Annotated in this window: 16 protein-coding genes; 8 read left to right on the top strand and 8 right to left on the bottom strand. The window is 34.5% G+C overall.

Translation table 11 applies throughout. The features are described from left to right. Positions 1-70: 70 nt before the first annotated feature. From AC1RNE_RS16130 to AC1RNE_RS16115, 4 genes are all read left to right on the top strand, one after another. A complete protein-coding gene (locus AC1RNE_RS16130; RefSeq protein WP_492802204.1) occupies positions 71-649 on the top strand; it encodes an RNA polymerase sigma factor in 579 nt (192 codons plus the stop codon). An 85-nt stretch (positions 650-734) separates the two neighbouring features. After that, a complete protein-coding gene (locus AC1RNE_RS16125; RefSeq protein ID WP_492802203.1) occupies positions 735-1940 on the top strand; it encodes a hypothetical protein in 1206 nt (401 codons plus the stop codon). Positions 1941-2048: 108 nt separating this feature from the next. Next, positions 2049-2717 (top strand): hypothetical protein, encoded by a 669-nt coding sequence (locus AC1RNE_RS16120; protein WP_492802202.1) that lies wholly within the window; start codon positions 2049-2051, stop codon positions 2715-2717. 139 nt (positions 2718-2856) lie between these two features. Next, positions 2857-3102 carry an acyl carrier protein gene (locus tag AC1RNE_RS16115; RefSeq protein ID WP_492802201.1) on the top strand — a complete coding sequence of 82 codons (246 nt, stop codon included), beginning with the start codon at positions 2857-2859 and terminating at the stop codon, positions 3100-3102. Positions 3103-3190: 88 nt separating this feature from the next. Here the strand turns inward: AC1RNE_RS16115 and AC1RNE_RS16110 are convergent, their stop codons facing one another. From AC1RNE_RS16110 to AC1RNE_RS16100, 3 genes are all read right to left on the bottom strand, one after another. Next, complete coding sequence (locus tag AC1RNE_RS16110; RefSeq protein ID WP_492802199.1) at positions 3191-5401, bottom strand: TonB-dependent receptor; 2211 nt, start codon at positions 5399-5401, stop codon at positions 3191-3193. 66 nt (positions 5402-5467) lie between these two features. Beyond that, the gene (locus tag AC1RNE_RS16105) at positions 5468-6733 is read right to left on the bottom strand and encodes a sensor histidine kinase (RefSeq protein WP_492802198.1); all 1266 of its coding nucleotides are present in this window, start codon (positions 6731-6733) and stop codon (positions 5468-5470) included. Further along, on the bottom strand, positions 6730-7410 hold the full coding sequence (locus tag AC1RNE_RS16100) for a response regulator transcription factor (protein WP_492802197.1): 681 nt from the start codon (positions 7408-7410) through the stop codon (positions 6730-6732). The genes AC1RNE_RS16105 and AC1RNE_RS16100 overlap by 4 nt, the downstream gene beginning before the upstream one ends. Before the next feature lie 456 nt (positions 7411-7866). On the opposite strand from AC1RNE_RS16100, the gene htpG reads away from it, so the two are divergent. Further along, positions 7867-9684, top strand: a complete 1818-nt coding sequence (gene htpG / locus AC1RNE_RS16095; protein WP_492803664.1) for a molecular chaperone HtpG — start codon at positions 7867-7869, stop codon at positions 9682-9684. A gap of 72 nt (positions 9685-9756) precedes the next feature. Here htpG and AC1RNE_RS16090 read toward each other — a convergent pair whose 3' ends face one another. The 4 genes from AC1RNE_RS16090 to AC1RNE_RS16075 form a co-directional block, all read right to left on the bottom strand. Next, the gene (locus AC1RNE_RS16090) at positions 9757-10437 is read right to left on the bottom strand and encodes a response regulator transcription factor (protein WP_492802195.1); all 681 of its coding nucleotides are present in this window, start codon (positions 10435-10437) and stop codon (positions 9757-9759) included. A gap of 52 nt (positions 10438-10489) precedes the next feature. Beyond that, positions 10490-11302, bottom strand: a complete 813-nt coding sequence (locus AC1RNE_RS16085) for a sensor histidine kinase (RefSeq protein ID WP_492802193.1) — start codon at positions 11300-11302, stop codon at positions 10490-10492. A 635-nt stretch (positions 11303-11937) separates the two neighbouring features. Further along, a complete protein-coding gene (locus AC1RNE_RS16080; RefSeq protein WP_492802191.1) occupies positions 11938-12486 on the bottom strand; it encodes a hypothetical protein in 549 nt (182 codons plus the stop codon). A 450-nt stretch (positions 12487-12936) separates the two neighbouring features. After that, entirely contained in the window at positions 12937-15345 is a 2409-nt protein-coding gene (locus tag AC1RNE_RS16075; protein ID WP_492802189.1) for a heavy metal translocating P-type ATPase, read from the bottom strand. 160 nt (positions 15346-15505) lie between these two features. On the opposite strand from AC1RNE_RS16075, the gene AC1RNE_RS16070 reads away from it, so the two are divergent. The 3 genes from AC1RNE_RS16070 (at position 15506) to AC1RNE_RS16060 (ending at position 17639) form a co-directional block, all read left to right on the top strand. After that, positions 15506-16198 carry a Crp/Fnr family transcriptional regulator gene (locus tag AC1RNE_RS16070; protein WP_492802187.1) on the top strand — a complete coding sequence of 231 codons (693 nt, stop codon included), beginning with the start codon at positions 15506-15508 and terminating at the stop codon, positions 16196-16198. Positions 16199-16338: 140 nt separating this feature from the next. Beyond that, positions 16339-16704, top strand: coding sequence for a Crp/Fnr family transcriptional regulator (locus tag AC1RNE_RS16065; RefSeq protein WP_492802186.1), 366 nt, complete (start codon positions 16339-16341; stop codon positions 16702-16704). A 101-nt stretch (positions 16705-16805) separates the two neighbouring features. Then, the gene (locus AC1RNE_RS16060) at positions 16806-17639 is read left to right on the top strand and encodes a universal stress protein (RefSeq protein ID WP_492802185.1); all 834 of its coding nucleotides are present in this window, start codon (positions 16806-16808) and stop codon (positions 17637-17639) included. Between the two features lie 49 nt (positions 17640-17688). Here AC1RNE_RS16060 and AC1RNE_RS16055 read toward each other — a convergent pair whose 3' ends face one another. Then, positions 17689-21840 carry a hybrid sensor histidine kinase/response regulator gene (locus tag AC1RNE_RS16055; protein ID WP_492802184.1) on the bottom strand — a complete coding sequence of 1384 codons (4152 nt, stop codon included), beginning with the start codon at positions 21838-21840 and terminating at the stop codon, positions 17689-17691. Positions 21841-21980 lie beyond the last annotated feature (140 nt).

Raw genomic sequence — 21980 nt, 5'->3', positions numbered from 1 at the left:
TATTTGATAAACTATCAGGTAGTGGATACTGTTTCGTTGAAAAATATTTTTTTTCAACTTTTTTTTTCAATTGAAGCAATATGAAGAAAATAATTGGTGTATTCTATTACAGATGAGGACAGAACAACTACTACATATACTAAAACAGTGCCGAAAGAACGATCGAAACGCACAGCGAGAGCTCTATGAAAGCTTTTATAGGTATGGCTTATCAGTATGTATTCGTTATGTAGCAGACCTTGATACATCTAGAGAATTATTAAATGATGGTTTTATGAAAGTATTTACCAATATAGATCAATATAAACCCGATTATCCTTTCGTGAGTTGGTTCAAAAGAATTTTGGTAAATACATGTATTAACCATCTTCGTAAATCGCATCAAGAAATACCTACTGCCGAACTGGTCGAAGCGTCGGAAATGGGGATGGAAATGGATTTATTTGGAAAGTTTTCGGTAGAAGAAATTGCTACCCTCATTCAGCAACTACCTCCTGCTTATAGAACTGTTTTTAACCTACACGTTATTGAAGGATATGAACACAAAGAAATAGCCGAAATGCTGAATATTTCAATTGGCACTTCGCTTTCTAACCTTCATAAGGCTAGAAAAAAATTACAAGAACTGATTTTAACTAATAATTTTTAATATACACACTAATTATCTGTCATTAATGGATGAACGAGTATCCAGCAACACAGTAATTACCTTTGGTTAATAAAGCACTGAAATCATGGATGAACAAGATTTTGACCGACTGTTTGGTTCGCAGCTTCCCAATTTTGCGGGAAGTGATTGGCGGGAAATGGAAGGGCGTTTGGAAAGAAACGATTTAAAACGGAAACTGACCCGACTGATGTGGGCGATACCATCAATAGCCACTATTATGTTTGGTGTTTCGGCAGTGTTGTATCATTACTTAAACCAAACTCAACAAAAAGTAAAAGAATTAGAAAATAGGTTAGTAGCTGTACATTCAAAGTATTTGAGCAAACCTGATACTATTTTCCAAAAAACAATTGTTTATGATACGATTTACCAAAAAGTATTCGTCACCAAAACAATCGTACAAGTACCCAATACCACTGAAAAATTTACCAATAACCAAGACAAAGCTTACTTCGAAAAATATGATAATAAAACTACTGGAGAACAATCTTTTATAGAAAGAGAAAAGTATATGGGCATGAATAAACTGAATTTTAAAAGCCCTATTTTATCTACTTCATCTTTGGATAAAAAAAATATGATTGAATCTTTCAAATCAGTAGCAATGGAGGAGGATTCATTAGTAGCTGAAAATCATTTCTCGGTCATTCCAAAGTCGGTCTCAATTGGTGCATTAGGCGGTATTCAAATACCAATTGGTAATTTTTTAGAACGCGGTGGAGGGACTCAAATTGGATTAAGAACCGTTCTGGGCTATCATAATAGCAAAGGTTTGGAGCGTTGGGGAGTCGTGATTGATTTACAGAAGAACGATTTATTCTTTGAAAATCATAAAGAAGATGGTTTTAGCCCTTTTGATGGTGGTCCTCAGCCTGTAGTTGGAGGCGGTGGTGGGAAAAAGCCTTTCAAAAAAGTAGATGTACCTCAATTCTGTGCTTATCAAGTTGGGTTGGGGCTACGATACAATTTGTTATTTAATCAAAACTTCAAACCATATTTTGGAGTAAACTGGAGCGTGCAAATACCTAATCAATATAATATCAATTACTATTATGAAGACCCAACGAACAATCAAAGTGCCTCTAACAAACAAGCATCCATTGCGAATTTGTTAGGAGGCAACGTTGGGGCAACGTATCAATTTTCAAAACATTTAGTAGCTAGTGCAGAAATACATTATCAGACCCAAGCATTAAAAAACCCTAATCCTTTAGATGCTCCTGCTACTTTAGGTGCTAGGCTTGGACTACTTTATAGGTTTGGTAATTAAGTTTTAAATTTTCACATATTATGAGTTTTCGTGCCTGATTTTTCTTTAAAAATCGGGGGTGTATATCTTTTTGTCAAAAATAACCACTATTTGTTTATAGTATAAAAAATGAAGAACAGTCTGATTAAAGTATTGACATTAATGTTTGTTTTAGCTTTTGTTTTTAAAGCACAAGCTCAGAATATCAATAATAATGAACCCATTTTTGGGACGGTAGTCGTAAAAAAAGTATCAAGCGATAGTACTAAAAAGCCTTTTAATATTTTCAAGCCAGCTTTTTTAAGACTTGGTTTAATTGGGGGAAGTATCATTTCATTCGATGGCGGACGAAATTCAGTGGGGGGAATGCTAGGACTAAGAGCCGAATATGGCATTTCAAATCGTTTTTCAATTGTTGGTCAACTTCAACATAACGGAGGAAGAGTTGAAGATATCACAGAAGCTCAGGCATCTTTAGGATTAAATTGGATGCCCTTCAAAAGCAAACGTTTACAACCTTACGTTGGACTTGGAGTAGGTATTGGTGGTGATGGTTTTGGGAGATATAATCGCCGAAGATTTGGAGCAATGCCATCATTTGATTTCGACAATAATGAAAGAAGACATCATGCGGAAGGTTTTGGTTTGGTAAGAACAGGCATCAACTATGTAATAGCACGCCGACTTATCGGAACATTGGAAGCAAATTATCAAATGCCTTTTCAAACAGAAGGCTCGAATGGGAACGCTAATATTGCCTTGGGTTTATCGTACCAATTCGGAAGAAATAAAAAATAGCAACACAAATTTGGTTTTACATAAACGGTTGGGGCTATTGCCCCGACTGTTTCTTGAAAGCTTAGAAAAGTGTGCTTTGTGCAAGATATAACACAGTAAAATATCAAAAATTTATTTTATCATACTAACTCTTTTCATTATGAATACTTCAGTCTTAACCACCATTCAAGGTTTTTTAACAAAAACGTTTTATGTAAAACCACATAGGGTAAAGCCCTACACTAGAATCTATGAAGATTTAGATTTGAATCAGATGGAGTTTCTAGAAATGGTGATGATTGTTGAAAATGAATATCAAGTACAATTGGCTGATGGAGAATTAGGTAAATGCAAAAAAATTAATGACCTCGCTACGATGATTGAGCGGGCGTTAGGAAGAGTATGAGAGTTTTTTTCATAGATGTAGAGTTTAAGTGAATTGGAAACGCCATAAAGAATCTTATGGCGTTTTTTGTTTTTTTATATGTCTAAACCTACAGTTTATACTTCAAAGCTAAATTAACAATTGCTCCTTCTTGGGGTGCCCAGATAGGCTTAAATGATGGATTCTGAGGTGTTCCTGATACAACGCTCTCATAATCTGACTGCTTGATGTTCAATACATTTTCAGCATTTAATATCAAACTTAGGTGGTCACCAAATTTACGTTCGATGGCTGCTGCCCAAAAACTATAATCTTTCACTCGCTGGTTATCGTACAAATATTGGCTACCTACAAAACTACTTTCTATGCCAAAACGCCATTTATTTTCTACCGTATACGCCAATGTCAATGAAAATTTATCTTGCGGACTGAAAGGCAAATAATCCGATTCACCCGAGCCTGAACGTTTGGCAATGGTATGGTTATACCCTAAATAAAACTCAATGGCATCATATTCTAGTCGTAAATAGGTATCTGTACCAATGCTGTTAATATCATAATTTGCATTGGTCAAACGAGTTTTATTATTGCCACTGATTGAAGCCTCTGCAACAACAGGGTTAGTAATATTGGTGTAATAAAAAGCTTGGTCTAATTGTACGGAAAATTTTTCCCCAATGTGCGTAGAATATGCCACATCTATATTACTCCCCAAAGAATGTTCTGGTTTTATCCCAATATCTAAAGGACTAAGGTTCCAGTAGTTCACACTAGTAACACTGTTTGTAGGCGTTTGGTTAGCAAACACATTAGGCGTTTTATAACCTGTTCCCACACTCCAACGAACGGTAAAATGTTCAGAAGGCTTGGTCATCAACGAAATTCGTGGTAATACAAATGTGCCAAAAACATTATGTTTATCTACCCGCAAACCTGTTTGTAATGAAAGCTTTGGGAATAACTGCCAATCGTCTTGTGCAAAAAAGCCAATGGTGTTGTATTGATAACTTACTAGCTGACTACTATCGAGTTGAGGTTTATTGAAATTCTCTAAGGTAAAGTTTCCGCCTAAAACTAGCTTATGTTTACCTACCACCAAATAGTCAGATATTTCGGTATATGATGACGTTTGGTTTGCCTTAAAAAATTTACTTTGTTCTGTAAAGTTTCTGCTAAAATCACTAATTGCTCCCTTAATTGTAAAAGTATTGTTGTCAGAAAAAGCATGATTAAAATTATAATCAACCGTATGGCGTTGAAAATCGTTAGCGGAAACAAAAAGCGGACTTGTATTATTTTCTTGGTTTACAGCATCAACCACTCCTCCCGCTCTTTTCTCCGTAATAAATGAGTACCCAACATTCACTTTGCTTTTGTCTGAAATGGTATAGAAAAAGCGTGGGTGAAACGAAAACTGTTTGATTAAAGGACTATCAGAAAAACCATCTGAATTTACATCAACTGCTTTTTGGTCGGTCACGCCTGCAAAAAATGTCATACCAAATTTGCCAAATTTCTGAGCGTAATAAGTATTCAAGTTAGTCTCTTTTAAGTTACTTCTATTTAAAACACCCGTAAATTCTGGGGTTTCAGAGGTTGGTGTTTTTGAAACAATATTAATCATCCCTCCTATTGCTCCACCACCATACAGGGTAGAAACAGAGCCTTTTACTACCTCTACTTGTCGCAAGTCTAAAGGTGGAATTTGCAAAACGCCCAAATTACCCGAAAAGCCTTCAAAGAGGGGTATACCATCCCGTAAAATTTGTGTATATTTTGAATCTAAACCTTGCATTCTAATGGCTTGATTTCCATTAGTTGGCGAAGTTTTTTGAATATGAATAATGGAAATGTCCCCCAAAATACTGGCGACATTCCCTGGCACTACAGCACTTTCTTCATCCATATCTTCTTGACCAAGTACCTCTACTTTTATAGGTAAATCTTCAATGCGAGAATTGGTTCTGGTAGCTGTAACCGTTACTTCTTCCAAGTCTTCTTTAGCGGGTGAAAGGGCAATAACAAAGAGTTGTTTGTCTTCAGCGAGGGGCAATGTAATCTCAATTTGCTTTTTTCCATAGCCAATAAAACTAGCTTCAAAAAGTTGTTTGCCTGCTGAAAGGTTTTTAAAAGTTACGAAGCCATTTACATCGGTAGTCCCGCCAATTGATTTTTGTGCATTCATTAAGCGAACACTTGCTCCGATAAGGGCTTCATGATTGGTAGAATCTTCTAATTTGAAGCTAATATTTAGGTCTTGTGCAAAAATTGTTGAAGAGAACATCATCAACAAGCATAGCAATAAAGGTTTGTGTTTCATTTGAATCCATTTTTTTGAACAAACCTAGGACATGAATTTGGAGGAAATTTGAAGACAGAAACTTCATTACCATTTCACTTCAAAAATATGCTCGTTTTCAGCTTCATTAAATTGATAGGAAAGCGTCAAGCCATAGTATTCTGCTATTTGATGCACAATGGCTAGTCCTAAACCCGTCGCTTCGGGATGATTAGGATGTTTTACAAAACGCAGAAACAGTTGTTCAACAGGAAAAGGTAAAGCTTCGCCTTTGTTTTTGATAATTAGTTGGTTTTGGTATAAAATACAGCTAATCTCCCCATGCTTTTGGTTGTACCGAATGGCATTTTTTAATAGATTGCCCACTAAAATTTCTGCTAAATAAGGGTTTATCAATAAATATTGATTATCCTGAATTTCCTTCTTAATAACAATCCCTCGATGTTCCGCAAAAGCCTGATAAGTATTCAAGAGTCCTTTTATTAGCGCACTCATATCTACTGCTACTGCCTCTGAAAACTGATTATTCTCTATCTTGGTGAGCAACAACAAAGATTTATTTAACTGTGAAATCTTTTGAAGTGCTTCGGTAGATTTCTGAATATGCAAAATTTCTTTTTCAGGCAAATTCTCTGACTGCAAAAGGGTTTCTAGCTCTAAAGAAATAACCGCAATAGGCGTTTGAATTTCGTGAGAGGCATTTTCGGTAAATTGTTTTTGCAAACGGAATTGTTTACCAATACGCTCTATCATTAATTGGAGTGTCTGGCTTAGCAAATTAAATTCTTCAGTAGCTTCGGGCTGAAAGAAGGTTTCCGATTGTTTATTAATTTGATATACCCTTAGCTTGTCGATAATGCCATTAAAAGGCTTCCATAATTGACGATAAACCATAAAGTTGAGGAGCAACATCAGCAATAATAATCCTAAAAAACATAGACCTACTCCTACCGATAATTTTGCCGCAATTTCTTCAAACTCTTCATAAGGCTGCTTCAAGGTAACTAAAAAATTATGTCGTGGTGTGGCAACACTCCCTTTCAAAACCCTGATGGCTGTTTTATGATTTTCGCGTAAATCTATTTCGGTAGAATCCATCAAATAAGGTTTTATGTTGATAGATGCTGGAATAATTGCTAGGTGAGGATTATCATCAATCGTTAGCAAATTGAACTGGCTAGGAGGAAATTCATTTAGTCTTTTTTGGACTACTTTAAAATGCGAAATTAATAATTCATCTATTTCGTGTAAGGTAGATTTATGGATAAACCAGTTGAGCATCAGCACGCCGAAAATGGCAATCGGCAAGGATGCTAAACTTAAATAAAGCGCTGTTTTGAGGAGTAATTTCATGATTTTTCTGAAAAAATATAGCCTGCGCCATATCTTGTTTTTACGTAATCTGGACAGCCCTTTTCGATAAGTTTCTTACGAAGATTTTTGATGTGGGTATAAATAAAATCGTGCGAATCGGCCAAATCCATGGAATCGCCCCAAAGATGTTCGGCAATTACAGACTTAGAAAGTATTCTATTCTTGTTTGAAATAAAGAATAGTAGCAGTTCGTATTCCTTGCCCGTTAGCTCTATTATTTCATCTTTCACACTTACCTGTTGGTTATCAGGAGAAATACTAATCACATCAAAAACAATTTTCGTTTTTCCATCAAATAATCTCCTCCTCAACACCGATTTAATTCTAGCATTCAGTTCAGATAAATGAAAAGGCTTTGTTAAATAATCATCTGCTCCCAAATCAAGACCAGTCAATCTATCATCCAACGAGTTTTTAGCAGACACGATAATGATACCTGCTGTGGTATTACGTTTCTTTAATTCACGAATAATCTCAAGCCCGTTTCCGTCAGGTAAAGTAATATCTATTACTAAGCAGTCATAATCGTAATCATTTACTTTCTCAATGGCTTTGTGAAAGGTAGCAACTGATGAAACGATATTGCCTTCTTGTTCTAAAAAAGATTGCATCGATGCCAACAGTGAAGGTTCATCTTCAATAAGTAAAATTTTCATTTTTCCAGTGTTGATTGATCCACAAGTTATTAAATGTTTCTGAAGGAAATCTGATTTTTAAACTTAATAAAGGCTCAATTTAAGGTAATTGGGAGCAATAATAGTAGGAAGACAAAAACCTCATAGCCATTAAGCCATGAGGTCGGAAGTATGTTAGTGCACATAGTTAGATTGTTTTACAAATATGAAGACTTTTTATCAAAATTAAAATACGTATTTATACCTATTTAAAGAAAAAAGATTTTTAACGTAGCAAAAAGATTTTACAAGAGGTTTTTTAAAAAATCATTAAAGTGGTTTTACTACCTAATATCAATAGAAAAAACCTTTTTCAGGTTATTAATTATCGCTTTATCCTGCCAATTTGACATTTTGTATTGCCTTGGAACTGTATTTGTAAATATTCACTTTAGTAGAGTTTAAAATGTTTTAAGCTAAAAAAATGACAAAATGACTATGCAAGAAAAAGGTAATATCTCGATTCATACCGAGAACATTTTCCCGATTATTAAAAAATTCCTTTATTCTGACCATGAAATATTCCTTCGTGAGTTAGTGTCAAATGCTGTTGATGCTTCGCAGAAAATTAAAAGATTAGCTTCAATTGGTGAATATTCAGGTGAGTTAGGTGAATTGAAAGTTACGGTTTCTTTCGATAAAGAGGCAAAAACCATCACCATTTCGGATGCTGGTTTAGGGATGACGGCTGATGAAATCAAAAAATACATTAATCAAATTGCTTTCTCGGGTGCTACCGAGTTCGTAGAAAAATATAAAGATAAAGGAGATGAAAAAGCCATTATCGGGCATTTCGGTTTAGGTTTCTATTCTGCTTTTATGGTGGCTGAAAGAGTTGATATTATTTCAAAATCATATCAAGAAGGTTCAGAAGCTGTAAAATGGACTTGTGATGGTTCTACTGAATTTGAAATTTCAGAGGCTACTCGCGAGGCTCGTGGTACTGATATTATTTTACACGTAGCTGAAGATTCTCTGGAGTTTTTAGAAGAATTTAAGTTGAAACAAATTCTTGATAAATACTGTAAATTCTTACCAATTGAAATTGAATTTCAAGAGAAAATCATCAATAATCCTTCGCCAATCTGGACTAAATCTCCGTCTGAATTAACAGATGAAGATTACCTTAAGTTCTACGAAGAATTGTATCCTTTTGCTGAAAAACCTTTGTTCTGGATTCACTTAAATGTTGACTATCCATTTAATTTGACGGGGATTTTATACTTCCCGAAAGTGAAAAATGAATTACAGCTACAACGTGAAAAGATTCAGTTATACAGCCGTCAGGTATTTATTACTGACGAAGTAAAAGACGTTGTGCCAGAGTTCTTGATGTTGTTGCATGGTGTTATCGATTCACCAGATATTCCTTTGAATGTTTCGCGTAGTTTCTTGCAGGCCGATAGTAATGTAAAGAAAATCAATTCGCATATTACTAAAAAAGTAGCCGATAAATTAGCGGAGTTATTCAAAACGGACCGTGCAGATTTCGAACAGAAATTTGACAATATTGGTTTGTTCGTAAAATACGGTATGATTTCAGACGAGAAATTCTATGACCGTGCGAAAGATTACTGTTTAGTTCAAAACGTTGACGGTAAGCATTTCACCCTAAATGAATATGCAGAGTTTGCTCAAGAAAATCAGAAAGATAAAAACGATGATGTAATTTACTTGTACACAAGTGATGTAAAAGCACAAGACAGTTTTATCCAATCTGCCAAAAAACGTGGATATGATGTATTGAAATTAGATTCTGTATTAGATAGCCATTTTATCAATCAGTTAGAAACGAAATTGGTAAAAACTAGCCTAAAAAGAGTTGATGCTGATACCATTGAAAAACTTATCGACAAAGGTGTTGCGGTAGATGTCGTACTTTCGGAAACAGAGAAAGAATCAGTGAAAAAGATTTTTGAAGAGGTAATCAACGATACAAGCAAAGTTGTTGCTTTAGAAGCAATGCCTGTTGACGAACTACCTGCTGTAATTACTCAAAACGAATTCATGCGCAGAATGAGCGATATGTCTCGTGCTGGTGGCGGAGGCATGAATATGTTCGGTTCACTGCCAAACAATTATATTGTTTCTATCAATGCAAACCATGCTTCGGTTGCTAAAATCCTTCAAACTTCGGATGTAGAAGAACAGAAAAAATTAGCTAAACAAGTATATGATTTGGCCTTGTTGTCTCAAAATATGCTTACTGGTGCTGATTTAACTGCCTTTATTCAAAGAACAGCGTTAGCATTGTAATAATACAGATAATGATAAAAGCTCTGTTAGGATTTATTCTTAACAGAGCTTTTGTATTTAATAGGCTATCCTTTAAATCAAGGAAACGATGCTATTTTTAATAGCATACAACACCAAGCCCGTGACGTTTCTGGAACCTGTTTTTTGTAATAGATTATTTCTATGACCATTCACAGTTTTTACACTAATATAAAGTTTCTCGGCTATTTCCTCGGCTGTATATTGTTGACACACAAGCTGTAATATTTCCTCCTCTCTTTTAGTGATGACAATATTCATTTTTTTAGCTTTCACTTTTTTGCACATTCTCCCTTGAATTGCCTTCAAAGTACGTTCGTTAATATAAGAGCCTTTGGAATGAACCGATTGAATAGCATCAAATACTTCTTGAGGGTCGCTATCTTTTACTAAATAGCCATGTGCGCCATGTTCGATTAAATCTGTTATAAAATTTTCATCCTCATGCACTGAAAGAATAAGGATACGTACTTTAGGAAAAGAGGCTAACAGTGCATTCGTTACATCCAAGCCATTAAATCCTTTGTTATCAGGCCGTGGTGGAAGTGAAATATCTACCAACATTACATCTGGAATAACTTTACTCTTATTTAATTTATCAATTACCGAATATCCATCTCCAGATTCAAACACTACTTCAAATTTATTATTGCCAGCATAATTCAATATACCTTTCATTCCTTCCCTGAAAAGTAGCTGGTCTTCTACCAAGCCTACTTTTATTTTGTCTTCCATTGTTAAACGATTGTTGAGGTGATGTTTTGTTAAAAATCTTGTAGAATAATAATTATAAAGGATTTACACTATTATTAATTGGTATTTCAATAAAGGCATAAAAACCTTTCTCATTTTCATTATTACCCCACTTAAAAATCCCATTAAGTGCTGTTACCCTACCTTCAATACTTTTAAGTCCTAATCCATCAGAGCCATTTTCTATGTTTATTCCACACCCATCGTCAGTGTATTTACACTGTATATCAAAAGCATTACACACAATGTTTAAATCAATCACCGTAGCATTTGCATGCTTAATGGTATTGTTGATTAATTCCATAATAATTCGATAATAGCCTAAGCTAATAACCCACGTGACGATAGGCATATCGCACAAGGTAATCAAACGAATCTGTATTTTTCCTGTTCTATTAATTTGCTCAGTAACTGCCTCTAAGGTTTTTATTAATCCAAATTTCTCCAATTGAGGTGGCATTAATTGATGGCTGATACTGCGTATACTACTAAGGGCGGCTTCTGAAAGTTGACGGACGTTCTCAATACCTCCACGCATTTTGGTATCGTCTTCTATAATTTGTTGTTCTATCACCATTAAATGCATCCGCATAATAGACAACACAGCACCGAGTTCGTCATGTAAATCTTGGGCAATTCTTTTACGTTCTTCTTCCTGAATATGGATGCTAGAACGCAGCAATTCATTTTGGTAGAGTATTTTTAAGGATTCTTGCTTGAGTTTTTGCTCAAATAAGTTTTTTTGAAAGTGCTGATTTAAAAGCACAACACCTATGGCTATTATAAAAACTATAATAGTCATAGGTAATATGGTTTCTACAATGTTCAATTGCGTGACCGCTTCCATAGGCTAATAAAAAAACAACCGTACATTATAAAAGAGAAAAACGCATGTAGTATCCACGTATAAAGATTAGTATCTACCGAAAATTTACTTACAATAGTAGCCCCAAAATAAAATATCAACAAATTGGACGTATGATAAATAAATAATCCAGAGTTTATCCAGTTTAAGCTGATGATATCATTATAAGCATTTTGTTTAACGATATCGTTTAAAAAAACCATAAATGAAAAAAGCGTGAGGATGATAATCAGGATAGATTCAATTGTTAATGCATTAGAATTGAAGGTATAGATATTCTGTAAGGCTAGCGAATTGATGATACTAAAGATAGAGAATAATATGGTCATACACCATATTATTCTCTTATTAATAAAATCACCTAAGATTGTTCGATAAAACCAAGCTTGTAAAATAAAACCTACTAAAACGAATATATGTAATAAAGGCATATTGTTCATACGATATAGCCAAAATACCAAAGATAACAACTGTATAAAGCTTGAAAAAATGATAAAATAGGAAAATACACGTAGTTCTTTTCTTAATTCATTAAAACAAGCAATAGTATACAGTAGTGTTAGGAGTATCGGTAAATCCGATAGCATAAGTATCGTCTTGGCTATATTCATTCTCTATTACAGCTTTTTCTTAGTTAAAAGGTCTCCATTAGATGCACACGTATTAGGGCAAGGGGTATTTAAATCGAGCATATATTGGTCATCATTAGGGTAACCTGCTAATTCTGATGGTTTAATTCCATGTCCGTTTTTATCAAGCATAACATCTTTTCCACCGATAGCAGGACTAACATCCAAATTGGCTCCTTCTACTGGTACTACATATAATTTAAAACTTCCTGTACTTCCATTTTGCGCCTTTGGCTGATAGGCTAAATAAACACGAATATTTTTATAAGTGGCTTTGTTAAGTAATGCTGAGTCTAAACCCATGGCAACTAATAATTCTTGAGACCTAATGGTGTAAGCCCTAACAGGCACATCACCGAGTGTCTTACGGCATAATAAATCATAGGAATCTATATCAGCAATTGCACTGTCTTTGGGTATTAGCAAGGTACTTAGAGGTACAGAGGTTTCTTTCACGGTATCATTTTCTGGCTTCTTACAAGCAGTCATGGTAATCGCACACAGCATTGCAGCAGTTAATAAGTTTTTAGTCTTCATAGCTATTTTTTAGTTAGTGTTTTATAATAATTGCCACTTTCCGCAGGCCTGCTGAATAGTGCTTTATTTAATACAATACAATAATAAATAAAGCATCTCAACAAACTACAAAAGACCATTGGTATAGTCCTAAAAACAGGTATTTATACCCGTCATTTTCTTCAAATCAGGTATAAATATCCGTTTTAAAAAAGGGCTATTTTCAATATGTAATAGTATAAGAAGGAACAACAATGTGCAAGGTACTGTTAACCTTAGTTTTACTGTTGTTCAGGGATATGGTTTGGATTTATGCAGCTTCAGAATACAATAATTACGACAATCCAGTTATTTTGTACAAATTGTTCAAATATGTTGGGTTGATGTTTTCAACAATCCGAATTGAAATATTTTTTAAGGTAGGCACAGTTGTACCAAAGAATTTTAATTTCATAGGTATTTTACAAAAAACTATTTCTCTTTAAAAAGGCTTTCCCCTTTAAAAACCATTCCTATTGAAGCTATCCCTACTAATGTAATTGAATTCAAAGGCATTAATACCGCTGCTACAATCGGCGAGAGTGTTCCTTGTACTGCAAAAGTTAATCCTACGCAGTTATACATCAATGAAAATATATAACTAAAACGTATAAGCTTCAACGCAAATCTGCTGTATTGCAAAAAGGTTGGTAAATCTTTCAAATGCTCTCCTGATAGAATACCGTCACTCATTGGGGTGAAATTCAGTGTGTCATCCGTTACGGCAATGCCTATTTCTGCCTGTTTTAAAGCCCCAGCATCATTCAAGCCATCTCCTATCATGATTACTTTTTTGCCTTGGGCTTGTAACTTAAGGATAAAAGATAATTTTTCATGAGGGCTACACTCAAACCGCAAATGCTCTTTTGATTTAAACCAGCTTTCTAAATATGTTCTCTCATTTTCATTATCTCCTGACAACAAATACGTTTCATAATTTTTACCAAGATTTTTAATAGTCATTTCAATGGCTGCTCTGTAATGATTAGGCAAGGCAAAATAGCCTAAGTATTCACCATCAATTGATACATGAGCTACCGAAGCAGAGAAAGAATTAGTCTCTGTTTCAAGGGATGACTTAACAAAATTACCAGACCCTAACTTTACTAAATGTTTATGATATTTTCCTTCAATTCCTTTCCCAGGAGTTTCTTTAAAGTCTTCAATCGCTAAAAACTGTTTTTCTGATGATATTTCTTTTATCTTCTGCGAAATAGGGTGTGATGAGTTATGAGCTAAAGAGACCACTAACATTTCTTCAAAAACTGACAGCGGACGTTTTCCTTGAAATTGAGGTTTAGCTCCTTCTGAGGTCGTGATGGTTCCTGTTTTATCAAAAACGATGGTATCGCAATTAGCCATTGTTTCAATAACATCCCCATTCTTTAAATAGAAATGTTGTTTGCCCAATATCCTTAAACCATTGCCCAGTGCAAAGGGATAACTCAACGACAGCGTGCAGGGACAAGCAATAATTAATATCGCTGAAAAAGCATTCAACATTTTACTTGAATCTTGAAAATACCAATAAGTAGCCACTGAAAATGCCAGTGTCAACACACCAAAAGTAAAGTATTTACCTACTAAATTTGAAAATACTTTAATACGACTTTGTTGCTCTTTCTGAAATGTATCATTGTTCCAAAGCTGTGTTAAATAACTTTGGGATACATCCTTCAGCACTTCCATCTCTATCGTCCCTCCTATTTGTCTGCCTCCCGCAAATAGAAAATCGCCCAACTGTTTCTTCTCTAGGGCGGCTTCTCCTGTTACAAAGCTGTAGTCTATTCTAGCTTCACCTTTGTACAACAATGAATCTGCAGGAATTAACTCTCCGTTTCTTATTAAAATTTTATCTCCTTTTTTCAAGGCACTTACTGAAACAGATTCGCTGTTCCCAGTTACTAAACGAGTAACTGCTAAAGGGAAATAGGATTTATAATCGCGTTCAAAAGACAGGAAATGATATGTTTTTTGTTGAAACCATTTCCCGATTAATAAAAAGAATATTAAGCCTGTAAGAGAATCAAAATAACCAGCGCCATGATTGAAAATAACTTCATAAGTTCCTCTGAAAAAAGCGACCAATATGCTTAATAAAATAGGAAAATCTATGTTTACCATGCCTTTCCGAAGGCTTTTATACACAGATTCAAAATAGCCAGAGGCTGAATAAAATACTACGGGTATTGCTAACACGATGTTTAAATATCCAAAAAGTAATTTATAGGTATCGTCTTGTAGCCCTAAATATTCAGGAAAGCTAAAAAGCATAATATTGCCTGCACAAAAACCTGCAAGACCTAACTGCGTAAGTAATTTTCTATCATTGGGTTGTTGTTTTTCCTTCACTACATCATTCAACGACATCAAAGGCTCGTAACCTACTGAACTCAACAATTCGGCTAATTGACGAAATGTGATACCGTTTTTATTTACGCGATGATTGAATGTAACGGCTACTTGTTTTTTTAAAAAATCTACCTGCGAACGCTCAATGCCTTCGTGCAAACGGAAGAGGTTTTCAAGTAAATACAAACATGAACTACAATGGATGGTGGGTATATAGAAAGTAACCTTTGAGATGCTTTCATTCTGAAAATCTAATAGTGTTTTGGCAATATCAGGATTATCTAAAAAATCGAACCGTGAAATTTGAGGGGTATTACCAGATTTCTGCTCTATTTCGTAATAATTACAAAGGTTATTCTGGTCTAGAATCTCGTAAACTGTCTTGCATCCATCACAACAAAAATACTTCTCTTCAATATGAATATAATCGTCGGGGCATTCGTTTCCGCAATGAAAACATAGTTGAGCAGTATCGGTAGTGGTAATCATGTGAGTAGCGTTGTGAAAATGCAAAATTGATTTTTGATGAATCAAAGTTCATCTTTAAACAATTTGTAAAACATGAGTAAAGCGATTGGGAAAACTGATTAAAGTCATTTACAAAAGAGATATAAATAGGGAATTTCGAAGATAATAATCCAGAAAATTTATGAATCCCAACTGTAATACTTGCGAATTTAAGAATTCGTCACTTTTCAAAAATTGTTCACATGATGAATTAAATCATCTCAACGATAGCAAATGCTTCAATACTTATAAAAAAGGACAGGTTATTTTTCATGAGGGGAATCGTCCTTTAGGGCTCTTTTGTGTATTCAATGGAAAAGTAAAAGTAAGCAGGCTAGGCTCTGACGGCAAAGAACAGGTAATAAGACTTGTCAAAAAAGGGGATACATTAGGCTATCGCTCTTTGATTGAAAACACCAAGTATAGTGCTTCAGCCATTGCCTTGGATGATACGCAGGCCTGTTTTATATCTGCCACTGAATTTAACCATCTTATCGATACCAATGTCAAAGTAGCTAGTGATTTGATGAAGATGCTTGCCAGGGTATTAGGCGACACCCAAGATAAGTTGGTACACTTGGCGATGAAACCTGTCAGAGAACGTTTGGCGGAGGCATTACTTTTATTAAAAAGCACTTATGATGATAAAAAAACGGAACATTTTTCGATTTCCATTTCGCGCGAAGACCTTTCTTCCATTGTAGGTACGGCCAAAGAAACCGTCATCAGATTCCTTTCTGAATTTAAGGAGGAGGGTATCGTAAGCACCCGTGGAAGCGAAATTACGATTCTGAGGGCTGATAAATTATTACAAATAAGCAGTTTATACGATTAATTAATACGCCAGTACATACATGAGGTACAATTATTTATAAGCTAGTGCTAGACTTATTTTATCATTAATTGTATTGATAAAAATCATTTCAGCGAAGTAAGTAAAAGAGCTAACTTGGCGACAGATTAATAAACATTTACATGAATAAAGCAGAGAAAGTAATATTGTCCAGTGGTATTCAACTGAGTTTTAAACAAGGTGATTATTTGTATAGAAAAGGACAACACCCCGACTACGTTTTTTATATCAAAGATGGAAGTGTAGAATTAAGAGACGGTTTAAAAGAGGCAGTTGTCCTTAAAAACAAAAGGTATTTTTTGGGGTTAGAAGAAATGCTTTTAGAAAAAGACCATCCTTACTCAGTAAAAGTATTAGAGCATTCTATCTTTTTGATTTTTGAAAAATCTTTAATCGATGCCCTCATCCACGAGCATACAGATATTCGTAGGTATTTTATGATGAGTATCTGTAATCAAATAGATGAAAAAAATACTGTTTTTGAATAAAACTGACAAGCTGATGAATGTCATTTTTTATTCAAAGTACAGTCATAATTTCCTAATCATTAATAAAGGAACTTTAAAACATAAATTAAAATTTCAATTTTATGAAAACGATCCTTTTTCCTACTGATTTTAGTGATAATGCGAAACATGCAGCACAATATGCAGGTATGCTAGCAAGATTATTTAATGCAAAAGTAGTTTTACTGAACATATATAGTATTCCTATTATTTCTGAGTACCAATTGCCCTCTGATATTGAGAATTTCATCATCAGAAATAGACAAGAAGCAGAACAAAACCTTGAAAACTTTACGATAGATTTTATTAAAAAAACAGGTTTAGTTCCTGAAAGGATAACTCAAAAAGTAGAATATGGCTTAGCGACGGATAAAATTGTAAGTATTGCCAAGCAGATTAAAGCAGACTTAATTGTGATGGGTACAAAAGGGGCTAGTAATGTTTTTGAACGCTGGTTGGGCACTCATTCTCAAGAAGTAATGAAAACTGCTAGTTGCCCTGTTTGGGTTATACCAGCAAATGCTCCAATCAACTATCCTCAACACTTATTGTATGCGGCAGATTTTCAAGGAGATGAAGTAGCGGCTATTCAAAAAATATTAACAACTACTCAGCCATTAGGCGTGAAATGTAAGGTTGTTCATATTCATGATTATTTTGAGCCTAATGCAGGATATGCCATTCAAGAAATGAAGGGCTTTTTAGAAGACAAGTTTCAAGGGAATAACTTAGAAGTAAAATGCATCAATCGTGCTGAAATTATTGAAGGACTAGAAACTTACATCAAGAATCATCAACCAGATGTAATTGTCTTGGCTATCCATGAAAAGTCTTTATTAGATAAGTTTTTCAATGATAGCGTTACAAAACACTTCGTTCAAAAAGGAAATTTACCCCTTTTGTTTTTCAAGAAATAGTAAACGAGGGTTATTATTAGATAAATAACCCTCCATATTTTAAGCCCGCCTAGTTAGCTACCTGCGTCCTATTCTCTTTGATTCGCCCAGCCCATTTTTCTAGTAACTTCACAAAAGCCTCTAATTGAAAAGGTTTACCGATGTAATCATCCATGCCTGCTGCATCACAGTCGGCCTGACAATCGTTCATCATATTGGCAGTCATCGCAACAATAACAGGTTGTTTGATAGTCGTATTTTGTCTTATTTTCATCGATGCTTCCAAACCATCCATTTCGGGCATTTGTAAATCCATCAAAACGATATCGTATTCTTTTTTATCAAATGCTTCTAATGCTATTAGTCCATTTTCAGCCAAATCGGCTTCGTATCCTAATTTACTTAATACTTTAAGGGTAAATTTTTGGTTCATCGGATTATCCTCTGCAACCAATATTGATACGGGGAATCGTTCAGCAAAATCATTTGCTAATTTTTGAACGACGGGTTGAGTGAATGTTTTATCTGTCAAAGTTCTATTTTCTTTTATTGTTAAATTTGTAAGGATATTCTTATATAATGTATGTTGTTTTACAGGTTTTGTAAGTACCGAACAGAATAAATCTGGATAAGCCTTATGTTGATCATCAGCAATAGAACTAAGCAACATAATGGGTAGTTTCGGTTTAATGGACTTTATTTTTAACGATAACTGTATTCCGTCCATTTCAGGCATTTGCATATCTGAAATCACCATGCAGATTTCCTGTTCATTCTCAATAAAAGCTAATGCTTCTGTCCCTGAGGAGGCAATCAACGGAATCATTTTCCATTGCTCTAATTGCGCTTTCAAAATACTTCTATTGGTTGAATTGTCATCCACCACTAGTATTTTTTTATGTTCTAAAAATTCAGCTTTAGGCAGAATAGTATTTACAATTTCAGGGGCAGTACTTTCAGCTACCAGTATTGAAAATGTGAAAGTAGCTCCTTTACCAAACTCGCTTTCTACGCCAAGCGTTCCTCCCATCAAAGACACTAATTTTTCACTAATTACCAATCCTAATCCAGTTCCACCGTATCTACGGGTTGTTGAAGAATCTACTTGAGAAAATGCTTTAAACAACCTGTCTATTTTATCCGCTGGAATACCTATTCCCGTATCTATTACCTGAAAACCTATTTCTAAAGGAGCATTCTTTTCATTTTTAATCATAAATACTCTGACAAAAATTTCTCCTTGCTGTGTAAACTTAATAGCATTTCCTATCAAATTCAACAGTACTTGCCTTAATCTGAGGCTATCTCCAACTACTTGGTTAGGCACATCTGCTTCTATTTGGCAAAGTAAGTCTAATTTCAATGAGGCCGCTTTTACTGCAAAAACATCAAGAACCTCCTCTGTACAAACACGTATATTAAAGTCTTTTTCTTCAAGCTCCATTTTCCCAGATTCAATCTTAGAAAAATCAAGGATATCATTAATTACCGTTAACAAATCATCTCCACAAGCATGAATCGTTTTAGAATAATTGCGTTGTTCTTCGTCTAGCTGAGTTTCTTCTAACAGCGATGCCACACCAATGATACCATTTAAAGGCGTACGGATTTCGTGGCTCATTGTTGCCAAGAAAATACTTTTGGCACGGTTTGCCTGCTCAGCCTCTTTTCTAGCTTTTCTTTCTTCAATCGTCGATTGCATCAATTGGGCTGTTCTGAGTTTCACCTCTTTTTCTAGCAATGCTTTTTTTACATTTACTAGCCCTATTCTATAACGATAAAAAGCAAAAGCTCCCCCTATTATGACAAAACTCATCAATACCCTAAACCAAAGCGTCATCCAAAATGGTGGCGTAATAATCAAATCAATGGCTATTCCTTCATCATTCCATAAGCCATCGTTATTTGATGCCTTTACTCTGAATATATAATGGCCAGGGTCTAAATTAGTATAGGTTGCTCCTCGTTTATTACCTATATAATTCCAATCTTTGTCAAAACCTTCTAATTTATAAGCATACTGGTTTTTTTCAGCTAAAGTATAATTCAATGCAGCGAATTCAAATGAAAACACTGATTGTTTCATATCAAGTTCTATTTTCTTCGTCTCATTAATGTGGCTTGTAAGCGGAGATTTATTGCCAATCTCTACAGCCTTATTAAAAATGAAAAAATTAGTAATATAAATCGGTGGAACAAATGCATTATCTATTACTTTTTGAGGATAGAAAGCATTAAATCCGTTAGAACCTCCAAAGTAAATTTTTCCATCTGGTGTTTTTAAAGACGAGTGTATTTTAAATTCATTGCCTTGCAAACCATCAGAAATATCATAGTTCTTAAATACTTTATGCTTACGGTCATACCTCGAAACGCCTTTATTAGTACTTAACCAATAGAAACCATCATTGTCTTTTACAATGGCATTGATTGCTTCATTTGGTAGTCCGTCCTTCTCTTTCAGTTTGGTAAAAACATTGGTTTTAGGATTAAAAATATTTAATCCACTTCCAGTACCAATCCAGATTTCTCCTTGTTCATTTTCTTCAATAACATAAATTAGGTTATTACTTAAGCTATTAGGATTTGAAGGGTCGTGTTTGTAATGGACAAATTGTTTGGTACGAATATCAAATTTATCAAGTCCATTTTCAGTACCAATCCAGATATTTCCTTTTTTGTCTTCACAAAGGGTCGTTACAACATTATCACAAAGGGTTGTATTATCCTTCGGGTTATTGATATAACGAGTAAAAGTATTGTTCTTTCTATCATAGAAATTTAGTCCTCCTCGCCAAGTACCTAGCCATAAGTTCGCTTGTTTATCTTTGATAATAATATTTACACTCTTGGATGAGATAGAAATGGGATTGTTTTCTTCAGGAATGTGATGCGTAAATACTCCCGTTTTAGTATTAAATAAATCAAATCCACCTCTATGATATCCCAAAGCCAATATGTCTTTCTCTACTTCCAACACCGAAATGATGTAATCTGTACTAGGACTATTGATATTTTTGGGGTCATGTTTTAAATACGAAAATTGATTTGTAATTGGATTGAACTTATTTAAACCACCTCCATCAGTACCAATCCAGACATTCCCTTTGTAATCATCTTCAATAGCTAGTACAATATTATTGTTTAAACTGTTTTCACCTATTCGATGTTTAAAAAGAGGAAATTTACTTCCTGATTTTGGCAAATAACTCACCCCTCCTGAATAAGTCCCTATCCACATATTCCCGATATTATCAAGGTATATGCTATAAACAGAGTTATTACTCAAACTAGAATTATCGTTAGGGTCATTTTCAATGGTAGTAAAAACATTCGTTTTTCTATTAAAGACACTGATTCCTCCATTTTCCGTACCTATCCACAGATTATGCTCTTCATCTTCCATAAAAGATAAAATATCATCAAGGGCTAGGCTATTAGGGTTCTTAGGATTATGTCTAAAAATAGTGAAGTTGTTAGTGTTATCATTAAACTTGGCGATGCCTCCTCCAAGTGTACCGACCCAAATAGTATTTTCAGAATCTAGGTAAACAGCTTTGATAAAACTTGAAGAAATACTGGTAGGATTTTTAGGGTCATGAAAATACTTTACAAATTGCTTTGTTTCTGGGTTAAACCTGTTTAATCCATCTTGGGTAGCAATCCAGATTTCATGATTTTTATCTTCGCAGATTTTGAAAATAAAATCGTTACTTAAACTATTCTTATTATTTTCTTCGTGTTTATAAGTAATATATTTTCCTGTTGTTGGGTTATATAGCACAAGCCCGAAATTGGTACCTAACCAAATTCTTTTCTTGCTATCCTGAAAAATATCTCTTACGATTAATCTTTTATCTACATTAATACAATGTGTAAAGACCTCTTTCTTACGGTCGAACTTATCCAATCCTATGCCCGTAGCTACCCAAATATTGTTTTCGTCATCTTCTAATATATCAAATACTAAATTATCACTGATGGTTTTGGAGTTATCTGCAGCATGTTTATACACTGTAAAATTATAAGCATCGAATTTATTAAGTCCTTCGCCCGTTGCAAACCACATAAATCCCTTGCTATCCTTTAGTATAGCCCTTACGTGGCTCTGAGAAAGCCCCTCAGTATTTGAAAATCTTTTGAAATGCGGTTTTTGTATTTGCCCAGTTAAGGGTATCCAAAAAGTAATTATCAAAAGGGCAGTTATATTAAGTCTAGACAATATCATAATTTTAGAAAGTGTGTGTGGTTGCCAGCATCATATTTTCCTCTCTTGTAGGTTGTCAAAACATACATCAATAAGAGGAAAAATATCTTGTATTTCTTAAAACAATAATCGGGCTAAAGTATGTTGAATACGTT

The organism is Arcicella sp. GW822-FHT02H01 (assembly GCF_058802005.1).
Note: the sequence above shows the minus strand (reverse complement) of the source record. Positions and strands in the feature narration are given on the sequence as shown.